The sequence below is a fragment of the Sodalis sp. RH14 genome, assembly GCF_047324285.1.
Taxonomy (GTDB): Bacteria; Pseudomonadota; Gammaproteobacteria; order Enterobacterales; family Enterobacteriaceae; genus Acerihabitans.
Genome location: NZ_CP178739.1, coordinates 4393002 through 4408003, shown reverse-complemented (window position 1 = coordinate 4408003; position 15002 = coordinate 4393002). Strand labels below are relative to the sequence as shown.

At 56.8% G+C, this 15002-nt stretch carries 16 protein-coding genes; 7 read left to right on the top strand and 9 right to left on the bottom strand.

The genetic code is table 11. The features are described from left to right. Positions 1-296: 296 nt before the first annotated feature. Positions 297-581: a YciI family protein gene (locus tag ACL2XQ_RS20105; protein WP_410013915.1), complete on the bottom strand. Its 285-nt coding sequence runs from the start codon at positions 579-581 to the stop codon at positions 297-299. Between the two features lie 155 nt (positions 582-736). Here ACL2XQ_RS20105 and ACL2XQ_RS20100 point away from each other — a divergent pair, with 155 nt between their 5' ends. Both ACL2XQ_RS20100 and ACL2XQ_RS20095 read left to right on the top strand, forming a co-directional pair. After that, positions 737-2197, top strand: coding sequence for a diguanylate cyclase (locus ACL2XQ_RS20100; protein ID WP_413729618.1), 1461 nt, complete (start codon positions 737-739; stop codon positions 2195-2197). A gap of 96 nt (positions 2198-2293) precedes the next feature. Continuing rightward, a complete protein-coding gene (locus ACL2XQ_RS20095) occupies positions 2294-3586 on the top strand; it encodes an MFS transporter (protein WP_410016744.1) in 1293 nt (430 codons plus the stop codon). Positions 3587-3613: 27 nt separating this feature from the next. On the opposite strand, the gene ACL2XQ_RS20090 is transcribed toward ACL2XQ_RS20095, so the two are convergent. After that, positions 3614-3748: a hypothetical protein gene (locus ACL2XQ_RS20090; protein WP_413732123.1), complete on the bottom strand. Its 135-nt coding sequence runs from the start codon at positions 3746-3748 to the stop codon at positions 3614-3616. A 176-nt stretch (positions 3749-3924) separates the two neighbouring features. Between ACL2XQ_RS20090 and ACL2XQ_RS20085 the strand changes: the two genes are divergently transcribed. Together ACL2XQ_RS20085 and ACL2XQ_RS20080 are read left to right on the top strand one after the other, a co-directional pair. After that, positions 3925-4089, top strand: coding sequence for a hypothetical protein (locus tag ACL2XQ_RS20085; protein ID WP_410013917.1), 165 nt, complete (start codon positions 3925-3927; stop codon positions 4087-4089). Positions 4090-4279: 190 nt separating this feature from the next. After that, positions 4280-4771: a CinA family protein gene (locus ACL2XQ_RS20080; protein WP_410013918.1), complete on the top strand. Its 492-nt coding sequence runs from the start codon at positions 4280-4282 to the stop codon at positions 4769-4771. Between the two features lie 5 nt (positions 4772-4776). Here ACL2XQ_RS20080 and ACL2XQ_RS20075 read toward each other — a convergent pair whose 3' ends face one another. Together ACL2XQ_RS20075 and ACL2XQ_RS20070 are read right to left on the bottom strand one after the other, a co-directional pair. After that, the gene (locus ACL2XQ_RS20075) at positions 4777-5331 is read right to left on the bottom strand and encodes a sugar O-acetyltransferase (protein ID WP_413739618.1); all 555 of its coding nucleotides are present in this window, start codon (positions 5329-5331) and stop codon (positions 4777-4779) included. 17 nt (positions 5332-5348) lie between these two features. Further along, entirely contained in the window at positions 5349-6221 is an 873-nt protein-coding gene (locus ACL2XQ_RS20070) for a LysR family transcriptional regulator (protein WP_413739617.1), read from the bottom strand. A gap of 140 nt (positions 6222-6361) precedes the next feature. On the opposite strand from ACL2XQ_RS20070, the gene ACL2XQ_RS20065 reads away from it, so the two are divergent. Together ACL2XQ_RS20065 and ACL2XQ_RS20060 are read left to right on the top strand one after the other, a co-directional pair. Next, a complete protein-coding gene (locus ACL2XQ_RS20065; protein WP_410013921.1) occupies positions 6362-6583 on the top strand; it encodes a hypothetical protein in 222 nt (73 codons plus the stop codon). A gap of 773 nt (positions 6584-7356) precedes the next feature. Continuing rightward, complete coding sequence (locus ACL2XQ_RS20060; protein WP_410013922.1) at positions 7357-8034, top strand: trypsin-like peptidase domain-containing protein; 678 nt, start codon at positions 7357-7359, stop codon at positions 8032-8034. 8 nt (positions 8035-8042) lie between these two features. Here the strand turns inward: ACL2XQ_RS20060 and ACL2XQ_RS20055 are convergent, their stop codons facing one another. Beyond that, positions 8043-9032, bottom strand: coding sequence for a GlxA family transcriptional regulator (locus ACL2XQ_RS20055; RefSeq protein WP_410013923.1), 990 nt, complete (start codon positions 9030-9032; stop codon positions 8043-8045). A 1234-nt stretch (positions 9033-10266) separates the two neighbouring features. Here ACL2XQ_RS20055 and ACL2XQ_RS20050 point away from each other — a divergent pair. Continuing rightward, positions 10267-10428 carry a hypothetical protein gene (locus ACL2XQ_RS20050; RefSeq protein ID WP_413739616.1) on the top strand — a complete coding sequence of 54 codons (162 nt, stop codon included), beginning with the start codon at positions 10267-10269 and terminating at the stop codon, positions 10426-10428. 116 nt (positions 10429-10544) lie between these two features. On the opposite strand, the gene ACL2XQ_RS20045 is transcribed toward ACL2XQ_RS20050, so the two are convergent. The 4 genes from ACL2XQ_RS20045 to ACL2XQ_RS20030 are packed head-to-tail and all read right to left on the bottom strand — an operon-like array spanning position 10545 to position 14968. Next, the gene (locus tag ACL2XQ_RS20045; RefSeq protein ID WP_413739615.1) at positions 10545-11312 is read right to left on the bottom strand and encodes an enoyl-CoA hydratase-related protein; all 768 of its coding nucleotides are present in this window, start codon (positions 11310-11312) and stop codon (positions 10545-10547) included. Continuing rightward, positions 11309-12199 carry a 3-hydroxyacyl-CoA dehydrogenase family protein gene (locus tag ACL2XQ_RS20040; protein ID WP_413739614.1) on the bottom strand — a complete coding sequence of 297 codons (891 nt, stop codon included), beginning with the start codon at positions 12197-12199 and terminating at the stop codon, positions 11309-11311. Before ACL2XQ_RS20040 ends, ACL2XQ_RS20045 begins: the two co-directional genes overlap by 4 nt. A gap of 22 nt (positions 12200-12221) precedes the next feature. Next, complete coding sequence (locus ACL2XQ_RS20035) at positions 12222-13424, bottom strand: CaiB/BaiF CoA transferase family protein (protein ID WP_410013927.1); 1203 nt, start codon at positions 13422-13424, stop codon at positions 12222-12224. Then, the gene (locus tag ACL2XQ_RS20030; RefSeq protein ID WP_413739612.1) at positions 13421-14968 is read right to left on the bottom strand and encodes an HAL/PAL/TAL family ammonia-lyase; all 1548 of its coding nucleotides are present in this window, start codon (positions 14966-14968) and stop codon (positions 13421-13423) included. Before ACL2XQ_RS20030 ends, ACL2XQ_RS20035 begins: the two co-directional genes overlap by 4 nt. Positions 14969-15002: the final 34 nt, after the last annotated feature.

Sequence of the window (15002 nt, the reverse complement as noted above, 5' to 3'; positions counted from 1 at the left end):
ATTGTTGCGCATTGGATAAAAGTTTTACTCCGGCCGTCGTAATAATGCAATGGCCCCGGCGGCGGCATGGGTCCCCGCATCCCTGGCTTTTGCCGCATTTTGCGCGCAGTATCTTTGTCTTATTGCCACGAGGAAAAATAGTCTGGCAACCATTTCAAGAACGCTGTGATTAATATCTCAAAAATACCTTGTCCGGCAGACAGGCAATATTAATGTGTAATTTTGAGCAATATCACAGAAATCCATTGACCGCAGGAGGGGGCGCCAACGCGTTGAGCGTGACGCCCTGCTCATTATCAGAGCGTACGCAGGGCGCTGAGCAGTTCGCTGGTGGTGGAAGGGACAAATTCGGTTATGCTGTAGTTGGCCACTTCCTTAAAGGGGTCCTGCGCCAGGATCGCATCCAGATCGGGACGCGGCAGGGTCCGCGTCAGGATGATGCCGCCGATGCGCGGCACTTTCCTTCCGGAGGCCACAAAATCGCCGGTGGCGAAATAGTTACGCAACCAGGCGAGGTGCGCTTCCAGCAGCGCCTCAACTTTTTCCATGGGCTCTTCATACGTTAAATCAACGATAAACATCTGCGGCTCCTGCGTGATTTATGATGCCGTCAGGATAAACCTTAACAGTGGCAACCTCCACCTGCCGATGAAACCCGACCGGGATTTGTCGCGTGACAGGGACACACTATTAACGCACTCTTTATGGCAAGAAGATGACGTACCAGGTGAACTTGATGAACAACCTGCATTGGTTGAATAAAACACGGGCCATTATTTTATTTACCCTGATGTTGCTCACTGCTTTTTTAATCATCAGCTGGAGCAGCTATGAGGTGGCCAGGCAATCGCTCAACGACGAAATCGAAGAAAACACGCTACCGCTGACCAGCGACAATGTCTATTCCGAGATCCAGCAAGATCTGTTAAAACCGATATTTATTTCTTCCCTGATGGCCCATGACACCTTTGTCCGCGACTGGGTGCTGGTGGATGGCGAGCAGGATCCGAAGGCGATGATTCGCTATCTGAGCGAGATCGATCGGCGTTTCGACACTATTTTTTCCTTTTTTGTCTCCGACAAAACCCGGCGCTATTATGATCCCAAACGGGTTTTGGAAACCGTCTCCGAGCAGGAGGATGAGGATCGGTGGTATTTCCAGATAAAAGCCACGGCCGGCGACAAGCCGTATTTTATCGACGCGCGCCCCGATCCCGAGGACCATACTCACCTGGATATCTTCGTTAATCATAAGGTTATGGATTACCAGGGCAATTTTATCGGGATTACCGGCATCGGCCTTTCCGTCGAAAAAGTCAAATACCTGATTGAAAAATATGAACGCCGCTATAACCGCACCATTTATTTCGTTGATAAAACCGGGGCGGTCATATTGCACGGCACCACCTTCAAACGGCCGCTGCAAATCCGCTTGCAACCGGGACTGGGCCCGCTCGCGACGTCGATTCTGACCGTGCCGGGCGGCAGCTATCAATATGATTACCAGGGCAGGCAGGTGCTGCTCCATACGCGCCTCATTCCGGAATTCGACTGGTATTTGATGGTGGAGCAAAGCGAGCATCCCCTGGAGCGGGTCCTGTTTATGACGCTGCTTAAGAACCTCGGCATCGGGGCCGGCGTCAGCGTACTGTTTATCCTGTTTTTATGGTTGACCATCGGCGGCTACCAGCGCCGCCTGGAAACAATGGCCACCACCGATAAACTGACCGGCATCATGAACCGTCAGGCGTTTGAGTATCGCTTCCAGCGTTTGCGGGGGGCCAGGGCGGCAGAAAACGCCCCGCTGGCCATGGCGATCATTGATATCGATTATTTTAAGCAAATCAACGATCGTTATGGTCACGGCGCGGGCGATCGGGTCATCCAGCATATCGCCCGCTTAATCCGGACGTCCCTGCGCCGCACGGATTTCGTCTGCCGCTGGGGCGGCGATGAATTTTTGGTGCTGCTTACCGAATGCAATGGCGACGAGGCGCTGCGGCGCATGAATACCCTTTCCCACGATATCGGGCAGTCGGAGGTGGTTACCGACCGGGCGGTGATAAGCGCCACGGTCAGTTGCGGCGTGGCGGAACACCGGCCAATGGAAAACCTGGACGCCCTAATCGATCGCGCCGATATTGCCTTATACCAGGCGAAAAAGGCGGGACGCAATCGCGCTGAAAAACGCGATTAGCATCGGGCAAGACGCCGCGCGCCGCCGGTATTGTTGCCAGCGCGGGCAAATGATTTATAGTGCATGTTCCTATTTATCGACAGCGACCGTGACCGTATGACTTTCTCCCGCACCGCCATTGCGGTAACGCCCGCGCAACGCAAAGCGCTGATTGCCGGCTCAGTGGGCAATTTTATTGAATGGTACGAATTCGGCGTTTATGGTTTTCTCGCCACCCTCATCGCCGCCAATTTTTTTACCCTGCAGGGCGAAAGCGCCGCGGCCAGCCTGGTGCTGACCTACGCCGCCTTCGCCCTGGCTTTTTTCTGCCGCCCGCTGGGAGCGATAATTTTTGGCCGTATCGGCGATCGCCTTGGCCGTAAGCCGACGCTGATTACCGTTATCATCATGATGACGCTGTCCACCGCGCTTATCGGCGTAATGCCGACCTACGCCACCCTGGGCGTGGCCGCGCCGCTGCTGCTGACCCTACTGCGTATGGTGCAGGGGATTTCCGCCGGCGGTGAGTTCGGCGGCGCGGTGGCGCTGATGACCGAGTTCGCTCCGCCGGGCAGGCGCGGCCTGTTCGGCGCCTGGCAATCGTTCACGGTGGCCCTGGGATTGCTGGCGAGCGTGGGCATGGTGGCGCTGCTGGGCGCCTGCCTTACTCCCGATCAGCTGCATGTTTGGGGCTGGCGCATTCCGTTCCTGCTGGCGTTGCCGATGGGCGTCGTCGCGCTGGGCCTGCGCCTGCGCCTGGAGGAAACGCCCACCTTTCGCGCCATCCATCACGACGCCGCGCCGGCAGCGCCCTCGGCGCCGGCGCTGGCCGTCGTCAAGGCCATCATGCTCGGCATCGGCCGCATGATGGGCTGGTCCGCCGCGGGCTACACCTTTCTGGTGGTCATGCCCGCGTATTTGCAAACGACGCTGCACGCCAGTTTTTTACAGGCGCTGGTCGCCACCGTGCTTGGCAATGTGGGTTTCGCCCTGACCATTCTGCCGGCGGGTATGCTGAGCGATCGGATTGGGCGCAAGCGGGTGATGGTGGCGGCGATATTGGCCACCATCCTGTTTACGTTCCCGCTGCTGCATCTGCTGCAGGATCCGTCTAGCCCCCTGGCGATGAAGGCGCTTGCGGTGCTGGTCGCCGGCGCGGTGGTGGGGCTGCTGGCCGGTCCCGGGCCGGCGATGCTGGCCGAAATGTTCCCGACCCGGGTGCGTTATACCGGTCTCGGTCTTTCTTATTCGCTTTCCAACGCGGTATTTTCCGGCTGCGCGGGGCTCATCATTACCGGATTGATAAAACAAACGGGTAACATTGATATACCGGCTTATTATGTCGTTATAATTTCAGCAATCAGTCTATTGGCGCTGATAACCCTGCGCGGCGACGATCATTTGCGTTAACGCTTCAGCTAAGGGCCGCGTCCGTCCTTAGCTGAACAGGCTGTGGATCAGCTTGAGAAGCTCACTGATAAACTGTAATGTCGGCAGCATGGCATTATCCTCTGGGCAGCGGTGACAGGGGGTATGCCGGCGCGCCGGTGGCCCCGGTCTATTATTAAACATAACATCATTTCGTTCAATCCGGACGTCCCGGTTCCACGGATAAAATAAAGTTGTGTTAACCCGTGCCCGGTCTAAACTAATAATGCTAGTGCAATAAAAGTGTCTGTTGTTATTTTGCGGTCATCGGCACTTTGTATATTTCTTACCAAATCATCACCTAATGCATTGGAGTTAAAATGACCCTATATCATGAAGGTAAGAGAACGTTTGCCCCCTCCAAAGATAAAGCGCCCGTCAAGGACAAACCTTCTGAAAAAGCGAAGTCGCCGGCAAAAGCCAAAAGTGACGACAAAGATAAAAAAGACGATAAGGCCAAGGGGAAAAGCAGCACCAAAAAATAATGATGCCGCCGGCAGGGCGCACTGTTAGCCTAAGCCCATGGGCTGCTGATGTTAACTATCAGCAGCCCATGAATTTTTTATAATCCAGCTAAAAAGCGCAATGCTATAATTCAGAACACCGGCACTTTCCGTGTTGCCTCGATATTATAATATAAAAGAACAACACCACAGGTTTATGGAAACTCGACTGATGAATTCACAACTCAACGCCGCCGCCGGCGCTCTTGCCGAAACATTACGCCGGGATAGGCTCATATTGACCACCGCGGAATCCTGCACGGCGGGACTGGTGGCCATGGCGCTGTGCGCCGTGGGCGGCAGCGGTGATTTTTTCACCCGCGGCTTCATCACTTATACGGATCGCGCCAAACATGAAGTATTGCGCGTCGGATGGCACGCCCTGGAAACCTATACCGCCGTGAGCGAACAGGTCGTGAAAGAGATGGCCGCGGGCGCGCTGCAGGTCGCAGGTGAAGATATCGCCCTGTCGGTCAGCGGCTACGCCGGACCCGAGGACGGACCTGACGGCACCCCCGCGGGCACCATCTGGTTCGGATGGGTTACGCCGGATAACAAGGTCCATGCGCAGGTAAAACGGTTCAGCGGCGATTGCGAAGCCGTTATTGAACAGGCGGCTGTTTTCGCGTTGGTCAGGATGCGCGAATTACTGCAAAATAAATAGCGTCTTCATGGCAGGGCGCGTAATACCCGGCACGGATTACCGCAGGCCACGACATTGGCGGGAATCGGGCGCGTCACCACGCTGCCCGCGCCGATGGTGGTATTTTCACCAATTGTCACGCCTGGCAGGATAATGCAGCCGCCGGCAATCCAGACATTATCGCTTAGCGTAACCGGTTCGGCCCAGCCGATATGCCGGCCGCGTTCCCCGGGGTCGAGCGGATGATGGGCGGTGTAGAGCTGCACGTTCGGGCCGATAAACACATGGTTGCCGATGTTTACCGGCGCGCAGTCGAGCAGGACAAAATTAAAATTGATAAACACATGGCTCCCGAGCCGGGTGTTCATGCCGTAATCGACCCGCAGGTTTTTCTCGATATGCACATCATCGCCGATCTGGCCAAAGATTTCCGCCAGCAGCTGCTGCTGCCGTGCCGTTTCACGATGCCCGAGGGCATTATAGCGATCGATATTATCCCTGACGGCGTGCCGTATTTCGACCAGTTCGGGATCGTTGATAAAATAATGCTCGCCCCGGCGCATTTTCTCCAATTCGCTCATTGTATTGCCGCCTTTTGTTAAGCGTTAACCATGCCGATAAACTCATCCCGCACCGGGTCCGCCAGCGTGGGGTTCCAAATCATGCCCACCTCCCAGCGGGCATAGGCTCCCTGCAGCGGGATCATCGCTATATTCCTGGGAGCGATGTGCGCGGCGCTTTCCGGCACGATGGCGATTCCCACGCCCGCCGCGACCAGCGCCATCAGGGTTTGCATATCCCGGGTCTGCTGGACCACCCGCGGGCTAATCTGGTTAAAGCGCAAATACTGTTCTATCTGCTGATACAGCCCCGGCCCTTTATCCGGCAAAAGCTGGACCCAGGGCTGCGCCAGCAGGAAATGCCGCCACATCCGCATGTCGGGGTCTCTGGCCGGCAAGGCGGATTTATTGGCCGCCAGCACCAGGCTTTCCGACATAAACCGTCGCCCCTGCAGCGGCGGATCCACCGGCAGGCGCATAAAAGCCAGCTGCAGCTGGCCGGATAATAAGCGGGCATGCTGTTGCGCCGAGGACAGGTCCTCCAAACTGACGGTCACGTCCGGATACGCGCGCCGGAAGCGGGCAATCAAGTCCGGCACCGTTTTTAAGGCGGAGATGCCAAAACCGATCGCCAGGTTGCCGGTGGTCCCTTTCGCCACCCCAAGGGCATAGTGCCTGAATGTCCCTGCCAGCTCCACCAGTTCGGCGGCTTTCGGCAACAGCAATTCTCCCGGATGCGTCAGCAGGGCGCCCCGTCTTCCCCTGACAAACAGCGTGATGCCCAGCGCATGTTCCAGGGCTTTAATCTGTTTTGACAACGCCGGCTGGGTAATACACAGCTGTTGTGCCGCCTCGCGGTAGTTCCTGGTAGCCGCCAGGATGACAAAGGCGCGCAATAATCGATTATCCATTCCAAACGGTTATCAATGGCGAAATTTAAGTGATTATATTTCAATCATTTTTTGCGCTCTACTGTTTTCGGACCTAATGAATGCTCTTGTGATCCCGCTCACATAGCGTTCCGGTTATCCGGTAGATAAAGGAGAATGGCATGAAACAACAGCATTTTATCTTTTTGCGCAAAGCCGACGTCATCACCCCCCAGTCCCTGGACGATCCGGCGGCGGGCATTATTATCCGCGCGGTACTTTTGCAGGGGTTCAGCATCTCCCCGCTCCAGGTACGCGCGGCGGACAGTCGCGAAGCGCTGGACAAATTCCGCCGGGACGCGGCGGAGGCGGGCGATTTTGTCCCGACGCGGCTGCTGGAGTAAATCCCGCCGGCGGCCGTAAGGGGCCGCCGGTAGGTTCCATTCCCCCGGCCGGACGCAAGATCCGGCAATATCCCCGTCCGGCAAAACCACGTATCCCCGCTGTTGAAAAAAGAAGCATATCGTCGTAACAATGACACCTAGGAATTTTCCTATAGTCTTAATATACTCGCGCGCTGATGAAAACACGGGCGAATTAATATCCCCAGTTTTTGGCGATCTGTATGAAATAACTGTACCGATAAAAGCGTAACGCGATGGCCCCCGAATGTGGTCAGGACGGGTCATATTTATCAAAAATCCGAACCGGTTTACTATCAATGAATTTGTTAATTATATGTGTGATTCTTGTTTTAACTATGCTGTATAGTTTTCACCGGCATGCGCAATTTATTGCCAGCAGAAGCTTGCCTAAAAAACGGCATAAAAAAGAAATAAGATTATATAGCTATATAAAATTACCGTTACCACCCGTAATACGACATCAGGCTTTCTATGCTGTGGACAATAGGGTGGAAACCCATGGCCGCCAGGAGTCGATGATGAACAAGGCGGCATAAAATTGATGTAAATCAATGGTTATTTCATGGGTCATTATAATGACGTCATAGCGAACATTCCCTTAAACTCGCGTGGATAAGGATGTCATGGCATGCCCGAAATATAGAATATCTCAATGAAAAATTGATTGACGCTATTTGTATATTACAGGGCATCATTTTCATTAGCAGTCGCAAGGCTCTTCTTTGCAATGCATGTTATCAGCAGGCACAACAGTGAAAGTAATTATCTTTATCCTGGCGTCATTATTGACGGGTTGCAGCGCGGTAGGTCATTATAATGTCGACAAGACCGCCAGTAACAAAGCAGATTTTCATTTTATCGGTATTCCTGTATTGGCGGGCGCTGTCGGCTCCAGTTTCCCGCTGACGGAAAATTACAGTCTTACCGCCGGGCATGTGGCTAAATTAATGATGGTCCGGGTAAAAGCCTATAATCCCGTCTGCGATGTGGCCATAATCTACCATAATAATAAGGGACGGGCGTTGCCCAGGCTGGAATCAGCGGTTAAAGGCGAACGGGTCAATCTTTATGGCTACAACGCCTATACGACGCTGCCCACATCGTCATCCGGCACGTTACAGGCCTTCGGCTGGTGGGATAAGCCCGGCACCAGTTGCCGGATGGGGCTGACCGACGCCGGGGGCATCCAGGGCATGAGCGGCGGGCCGGTATATGTGGCCGACGGCGCTATCGTCGGCATCTTTACCGCCACGCACCCGAAACGCAGGCAAAGCATCTTTGTCCCGTATCAAAATATCGCGGCTTGGGTGGCCACCGAAATGGACGGCAAGGACTTGGCCAGCGTGAGAAAATCAACGGCAATGCCCGACTTGCCGACGCCGGCGGCCGCGCTCCCCGTGGCCAGAGTCGCTGTCGGCGGGCTACACTGACGGGACGTTCAATCCTCTTTGGCCAACTGTTGCCGATAGGCCTGGGGGCTGATGCCGATATTGCGCTGAAATACCCGCCTGAGCACATCCGCGCTGGTAAAGCCGCATTTGGCCGCAATCTTATCCAGGTTCATGGTGGTCATTTGCAGGTAGCGCTGCGCGGTTTCCAGGCGAATGTTCTCGATATATTTCGCCGGCGTCGTGTTCAGCTCATGTTTAAATATTCTGATCAGGGTGCTCCGGCTCATGGCCAGCTTATCCGCCAGCACATCAACGGTAAGTTCCTGGGCTAAATGCTCATGTATCCAGGGTTGCAGCGTTTTCAGGCTGCGGTGGCTGGAGTATTGCGCCAACAGTGAAAAACTGAGCTGGGCCTGATCGGCGGGCCGGCGCAGGAACATCACCAGCTCCTTGGTCACTTCCCCCGCCAGCCGGTCGCCATGATCGTCGGCGATAAGGTTAAGCGCCAGATCAATGCCGGAAGACATGCCGGCGGAGGAGTATATTTTGCCATCCTTGACCCAAATGGGCTGCTCCTCCAGATGAACTCCGGGATGGTGTTTGGCGAATTCATCCATTACGCGCCAGTGGGTCGTCACGTGTTTTCCCTCCAGCATGCCCGTCTGGGCCAGGGCGAAGATACCGCCGGAGACGGTGCAAATGCGGCGGACCCGGCTTTCCTGGCTGCTGATCCACTCAATGGTATGCGCCGGATACAGGCCGAATGATGCAATAGTGGTGGTGATGATCAACGTATCGATAACGAATGTATCCCATTTTTTATCGGTCAGGGCTGAATGGCCCAGCAGGCTTATTCCCGCTTCAGTTTCGATGGTTTTATCCGGTCCGGCGGAGACCAGTTCCACCTGGTAAGGGGATTTATTTTCCGCCAGCGTATTCGCCAGACGAAACGCTTCCATTGGACCGGCGACATTTAAAAGATCGATCGGTGGAATACCCAAAATCACTATTTTTTTTGTGGGTATGCGATTTGGCATGCTTAATGACCTTGTGCGGATAAACAGGTGTTGCAATAGTAGTGGTTAACATTTGACGCAAATCGTCGGTAAATTGGAAATTTGCTACCATTGGCCTTAATTTTTATAATCATCTGCAAGGTGGAAAAGTTGTGAATATTAATAGCCGGATAGTAAGATAATGTAAAGCGCCTTGGCAAGGATTTGAAATGATTAGATACATTTTAATATATAAGTAATATTTATTTCCGCTGTTTAATCGGTCAGCAAAAAATGGACAGTATGGCAAGAAAAAACACTTAAAACATATATTATTAATTACTTTAGGATATATTCATTTTTACAGCAGTGCCGGAAAGCCCGGCGCCAGCAGAGCTGAAAATTAAGTATCTTTATGAAATTAAACGTTTTTATTATTAAGATCCACTGAGGTTTATGATGGTTTATCAGATTTTACTGAGATATAATTAAACAGCGTTTTCCGCGAAGACGTACTGTGCAATGCAAAGTTATTATCGTAACTAGGATGACATTTCATTTTTATATTCATTAATCATTCATTACGTAATCCTGCGCAATGGGCCGGATCGGGCAAGCGATGACGGCATTAACGCCTTTTCAAGTATGGCGGATCATGCCGGGTAAATATCAATCCGGAATGGTGTTTTACCGAATAGTCCTCCCGCCGTGGCGGCGCAAGACAATATTGGCTTTGGCGTTACATGAATGTTAAATGCGTAACAATTGTTCTGTGATAATGCATTATTACGGCAAGAGAGAATATGTCCCGGCCGAAACAGTCCTCACTTTCCAGGCGGCAAAGGGTTAACGTCGCCAGGGAAACCCGCTGGCGTATTTACCTAATGGGTTCCATTAAATGGAACTGGAAATATAAATCCGGCAAATAACCGCCGTTCAGTTTTAAAGAAATTCCCGCTCAGGCCTGCGCCGAATTCACGTCGCCCCTTTGCCGTCTTCGCGGACGGCGTTCCCGGGGCGCGGTGCGCGTCCCGGGACGGGCGGGGAGATCGCCGCCGCTACTCGCGCACTTTCACCGCAATAACGGTCATGACGATGGCATAGATGATAAACGCCGCAACGGTTGCCATGATTCACCTCCTTCTTAAGGTTAACTTAAGAAATCTTACCCCCGGCCGCGAGCAAAAATTAAACAAAAAATGTCATGCGGATCTGCTTGTGCGCCGCTGGCATGTGACAAGATTCCAGGTCAAATTTTTTACAGGAGTCATCACTGGTGACTTTAACGGTTAAAAAAACCTTGAATGTGGGAACGGAGGCAGATGAACAGCTCAAATACGAAATGGTCTCCGGCGGTACCAATCAGGGCATCCGCGCCACGGCGTACCGCGAGATTGTCTTAGGTGAGGCCAGGGGATGGCACCAAACGCCGCGCTGATCCTGCATCCCCGCCTGTTGTGAGCGCCGCGCCCCCAATGCCGGCTTCCCGGCTGGCCAAGGCGCGGTTTTTGTTTACCGGCGAACCCACAGGCTTGCGGCCGTCGCGATAACTGATTAGCGCCCGCTGAATTGCGGCGGGCGCCTTGCCGCCAGCGCGCGCATGCCTTCGTCGCGATCGTCGCTGGCGGCAATCAGCGCCGACAGCGAACGCTCATAGCCGATGCCCGCCGTCAACGGCATATCAAAACTCGCCAGCACGGCGCGTTTGGCCATTTTAACCGCCAGCGGGGCCGCCGCCGCCACGCTATGGGCAATCTCCATCGCAACGGCAATCAATTGCCCGGGCGCGGCAATGCGGCTTATCAAGCCCGCCGCCAGCGCTTCGGCGGCGCACAGACGGCGCCCTGTCAGGATCATGTCCATCGCCATGGCTTTACCGGCCGCTTTGACCAGCCGCTGCGTGCCCCCCGCGCCGGGAATGATGCCGATATGCGTCTCGGGCAGCCCCAGCCGCGCGGTATCGTCGGCAATAACAATATCGCATAACAGCGCCAGTTCCAGCCCGCCGCCCAGCGTGTGGCCGGATAACGCCGCAATCAGGGGGGTGTCGATGGCGGCGATGCGATCCCATTTTTCGCTGAAGCCGCTGACATAAAGCGCAACGGCGGATGCGCCGGCCAGTTCGCCGGTATCGGCGCCGGCGGCGAAAGCCCGGGGACCGCCGGAGATAACCACCGCGCGGATATCCGCATCGGCATCAAGCGACGAGAGTTCGGCGTAGAGTTCGTCCAGCATGCCGGCGCTCAGGGCATTCAGTTTTTCCGGCCGGTCCAGCTGGATATGCGCCACGGCCCCGTCGCGGCGACAGGAAATAAGGCTCATGACGACCTCTTCGCGGTCAGCAGGCTAATGATGTCGTTGCGGTGTTCCATGCCGGTTTTGATTTCTTCCTCGCTCCAGACATAAAAGCCCCGGCCGCTTTTTACGCCGAGATGGCCTTGCTCCACCCGATCCAGCACCCACGCGGGCAAATGGGTATCGTTGGCCAGCTCCGGCAACAGGATAGCCGCCACGTTGCGCACGGTATCCAGCCCGGCGAAATCCATTAATTTCATCGGCCCCATGGCGGACCAGCGGGGCGCAAGGGTGCTTTGTACCGCGAAATCCACGTCCTCGACGGTGCCTATGCCCGCCGATACCAAATGCAAAGCCTCGCGCAGCAAGGCGTATTGCAAACGGTTGACGATAAATCCCGGCACGTCTTTGTCGACGGCGATGGTCGTCTTTCCCAGCGCGCGGCACAGCGCCATTGTCTGCTGAAAGGCGGGCTCGCCGGTCAGCGGTCCCCGCACGATCTCAAGCATCGGCATCACGTCCGCCGGGTTAAACCAGTGCAGGCCGATAAACCGCTGCGGCCGCCGCAGAACGGTGGCGATAGCGCCGATCGGCACGCTGGACGTATTGGTGGTCAGCAGGCAGTCATCGCCGACATGCTGCTCAATCTGCCGGAAAACCTCCTGTTTCAGCGCCAGGTTTTCCGCGATGTTCTCCGACACAAACCCCGCACCGGACAGGCAATCCGCTAATACGGTGGTGAAGGTCACCGGCGCGTCCCCCCCGGCGAGGGTCCGGATCACCGGCTCCGCTTTCTCCAGCGAGGCGGCAGTGCGCGAATAGAGCGAAACGGCAAAACCCCGCGCCGCGAATACCGCCGCGATGCGTGTTCCCATGGTGCCGGCGCCGATTACGGCGATTTTATTTGGCTGCATAGCGTTTTGCTCCGTTGCCGGGTTAAATAACACCGCGTTGCTGGAGTTCATCCAGCTCGCGCTCGCTCAGGTCCAGGATGTCGCCCAGGATGCCGCGGGTATGCTCGCCCAGCCGCGGCGGCATCAGTTCAGGCGGCTGCGCCATGCCGCTCAGCTTGACCGGCTGGGGGAGCAGGCTGATTTCGCCGGCGGTGGGATGAACGACTTTTTGCAGTAGTCCCCGCGCTAAGGCATGCGGGCTTTGCAATACCTCGTCCAGCCCCCAAACCGGCGCGGCGGGAATACCCGCCTGGTCGAGCAGCGTCACCGCCTGCGCCACGTTTTTATCCCGCAGCCACGCCTCGATATAACCGCGCAGCTCGGACTGATGTCGCAGCCGCTGCGGATCGGTGGCGAAGCGCGCGTCCTTATCCAGCCCGGGCTGGTCAATGGCCGCCGCCAGACGGGCGAACAGGCTGTCGTTGGCGACCGCGATGACCACGTGGCCGTCGGCGGCCCGGTAACTGTCCATCGGCGCGCTGATGGGATGCGCGTTGCCCAGGCGCCCGGCGGAGGGTTTGCCGCCCAGCAACTGGGTGAGCGAGACCATTTGCAACGAGACCATGGCGTCGAGCATCGCCATGTCCACCTGCTGGCCGCGGCCGGTGATGCCCCGTTGCAGCAGCGCGGCCAGCACGCCCCATGAACAATAAAGCCCGGCGACGACATCGCCGATGGCGTCGCCGACGCGGGTCGGCTCGCCGTCCGGCCAGCCGGTCGCCTGCATAATGCCGCCCATGGCCTGGATGACGTGATCATACGCGGCCTTATGCGCCAGGGGGCCCTCCTGTCCGAAACCGGAAATGCTGGCGTAGATAAGCCTGGGATTGATTTCACTTACCGCGCCGTAATCAATGCCCAGACGCCGGGTCACCCCGGGGCGGAAGTTTTCCACCAGCACATCGGCCGTTGCGATCAATTGCTCCAGCAGCCGCCGGCCCTCGGGGGTTTTAAGATTCAGGGTCAGGCTTTTTTTGCCGTGGTTGAGCAGCATGAAATAACTGCTTTCGCCGCCGATATGCGGCCCGAAATCACGGGAATCATCGCCTTTGCCCGGCATTTCTATTTTAATCACCTCCGCGCCCAAATCATTTAGCAGGGATGCGCAATAAGGACCCGCCAGTACGCGAGAGAGATCGAGCACCCGGATGCCTTCCAGCGGCCGCGGTGAAACGGGGATAGTCATAGGCGCGCTCCCGTAGCGGCGCCATCGGCCAGCACGGGTTCCAGGGCTTGCGATAACCGGCCGTCGGCGATCAGCCGCCGGATGGCCAACATATCCGGATACATCTCGTCGTCCCGCTGGCGGAACGGCACTTCCCGGCGTATTACCGCCAGCACCGCCCGGGTTCCCCGCGCGGGGCGCAGCGGCCGATGGAAATCAATGGCCTGGGTGGCGCAGAGAAGTTCGATGGCCACGATATCGACGGCGTTTTGCAGGGCATCCAGCGCTTTACGCGCCGCCGTCACACCCATGCTGACATGATCTTCCTGGCCCGCGCAGGTCGACACCGTGTGAACGCTGGCGGGAGAGGCCAGGGCGCGGTTTTCGCCGGCCAGCGCCGCGGCGACATAAGGCGGGATCATCATGCCGGAATACGCATCGCCTTCCTGGATCAAAAATGCCGGCAGACCGCTGAGGTGGCTGTTGGTCAACCGGTCGGAACGCGCCTGCGACGCCGTGCTGAGCTGCGCAACGGCGATCGCCAGCGCGTCAAGACACAGGGCGGTGGGCGCGCCATGGCCGTTGCCGCCCGGCAGAACCTGCAGCTCGCCGTCCTCCACCAGAAATACCGGATTATCGGTGACGGAATTGATCTCGGTGGTCAATACCTGCCGGCACCAGGCCAGCACGTCGCGTACCGCGCCGTGAATTTGCGGAATGCAGCGCAGGCTCAGCGCATCCTGCACGCGAAAATCACGATAGCGGTCCAGTATTTCACTGTCCTGGAGCAGGCAGCGCAGGATGCGCGCCGTCTCCAGTTGGCCGGGATGCGGACGCAGCGCGTGCAGACGGGCATCGTAACCACGGATATTGCCTTTCAACGCCTCCAGGCTTATTGCGCCGGCCGCGTCGGCGACCGGCAGCAGCGCGGTAAATTCCTCCACCGCCAGGCATCCCAGGGCGGTGATTTCGTATGTGCCGCTGACCAGGGCATGTCCCTCGCGCGGTCCCGGCGTGCGCACCTCGATACCCGCCCGGCGCAGCGCTTCCCCGCCGGGCAGCAGTTCCCCCTGGTACCAGGCTTTGCCGTGGCCGAAAACCGCCAGGCCGATATGCGCGGTGGCTATCAAATACCCCACCGACCCTTTGGCGGGCGCCCAGGGAATAACACCCCGGTTCAGCATCATCGCCATGCTGGTCACAAGAGACGGACTGACGCCGCTATAACCCTGCAACAGCGATTTAATCATTACCGCCATCATGGCGCGCACTTCCCGGGGCGCCAGATCCGCGCCGGTGCCGCAGGCATGGCTTTTCAGCATGTTCAACTGCACGGCGGCGATTTGCGGCGAGGACAGGCGCTGGGTAACCAGATCGCCCACGCCGGTGGTCAGGCCGTAAATCACTTTATCCGCGGCCAGCGCCCGGTTGATTTCCTGGTGCACCGCCGCCATGCCCGCCAGCGCCGGCGGATCGAGCCGTACCTCGGCGCCTGCGGCAATCGCGGCGATATCGCCGGTGGTGGTCGCGGTTTTGCCTAACAGAATGCTATCCACTAAAGCCATATCATGCTCCCGACCGGATGGTTTTCATTCACCG

What these genes read in the sequence shown, in the direction of transcription:
- ACL2XQ_RS20105 (WP_410013915.1), bottom strand. Translation starts at nt 581, where the DNA reads ATGTTTATCGTTGATTTAACGTATGAAGAGCCCATGGAAAAAGTTGAG.
- ACL2XQ_RS20100 (WP_413729618.1), top strand. Translation starts at nt 737, where the DNA reads ATGAACAACCTGCATTGGTTGAATAAAACACGGGCCATTATTTTATTT.
- ACL2XQ_RS20095 (WP_410016744.1), top strand. Translation starts at nt 2,294, where the DNA reads ATGACTTTCTCCCGCACCGCCATTGCGGTAACGCCCGCGCAACGCAAA.
- ACL2XQ_RS20090 (WP_413732123.1), bottom strand. Translation starts at nt 3,748, where the DNA reads ATGTTTAATAATAGACCGGGGCCACCGGCGCGCCGGCATACCCCCTGT.
- ACL2XQ_RS20085 (WP_410013917.1), top strand. Translation starts at nt 3,925, where the DNA reads ATGACCCTATATCATGAAGGTAAGAGAACGTTTGCCCCCTCCAAAGAT.
- ACL2XQ_RS20080 (WP_410013918.1), top strand. Translation starts at nt 4,280, where the DNA reads ATGAATTCACAACTCAACGCCGCCGCCGGCGCTCTTGCCGAAACATTA.
- ACL2XQ_RS20075 (WP_413739618.1), bottom strand. Translation starts at nt 5,331, where the DNA reads ATGAGCGAATTGGAGAAAATGCGCCGGGGCGAGCATTATTTTATCAAC.
- ACL2XQ_RS20070 (WP_413739617.1), bottom strand. Translation starts at nt 6,221, where the DNA reads ATGGATAATCGATTATTGCGCGCCTTTGTCATCCTGGCGGCTACCAGG.
- ACL2XQ_RS20065 (WP_410013921.1), top strand. Translation starts at nt 6,362, where the DNA reads ATGAAACAACAGCATTTTATCTTTTTGCGCAAAGCCGACGTCATCACC.
- ACL2XQ_RS20055 (WP_410013923.1), bottom strand. Translation starts at nt 9,032, where the DNA reads ATGCCAAATCGCATACCCACAAAAAAAATAGTGATTTTGGGTATTCCA.
- ACL2XQ_RS20045 (WP_413739615.1), bottom strand. Translation starts at nt 11,312, where the DNA reads ATGAGCCTTATTTCCTGTCGCCGCGACGGGGCCGTGGCGCATATCCAG.
- ACL2XQ_RS20040 (WP_413739614.1), bottom strand. Translation starts at nt 12,199, where the DNA reads ATGCAGCCAAATAAAATCGCCGTAATCGGCGCCGGCACCATGGGAACA.
- ACL2XQ_RS20035 (WP_410013927.1), bottom strand. Translation starts at nt 13,424, where the DNA reads ATGACTATCCCCGTTTCACCGCGGCCGCTGGAAGGCATCCGGGTGCTC.
- ACL2XQ_RS20030 (WP_413739612.1), bottom strand. Translation starts at nt 14,968, where the DNA reads ATGGCTTTAGTGGATAGCATTCTGTTAGGCAAAACCGCGACCACCACC.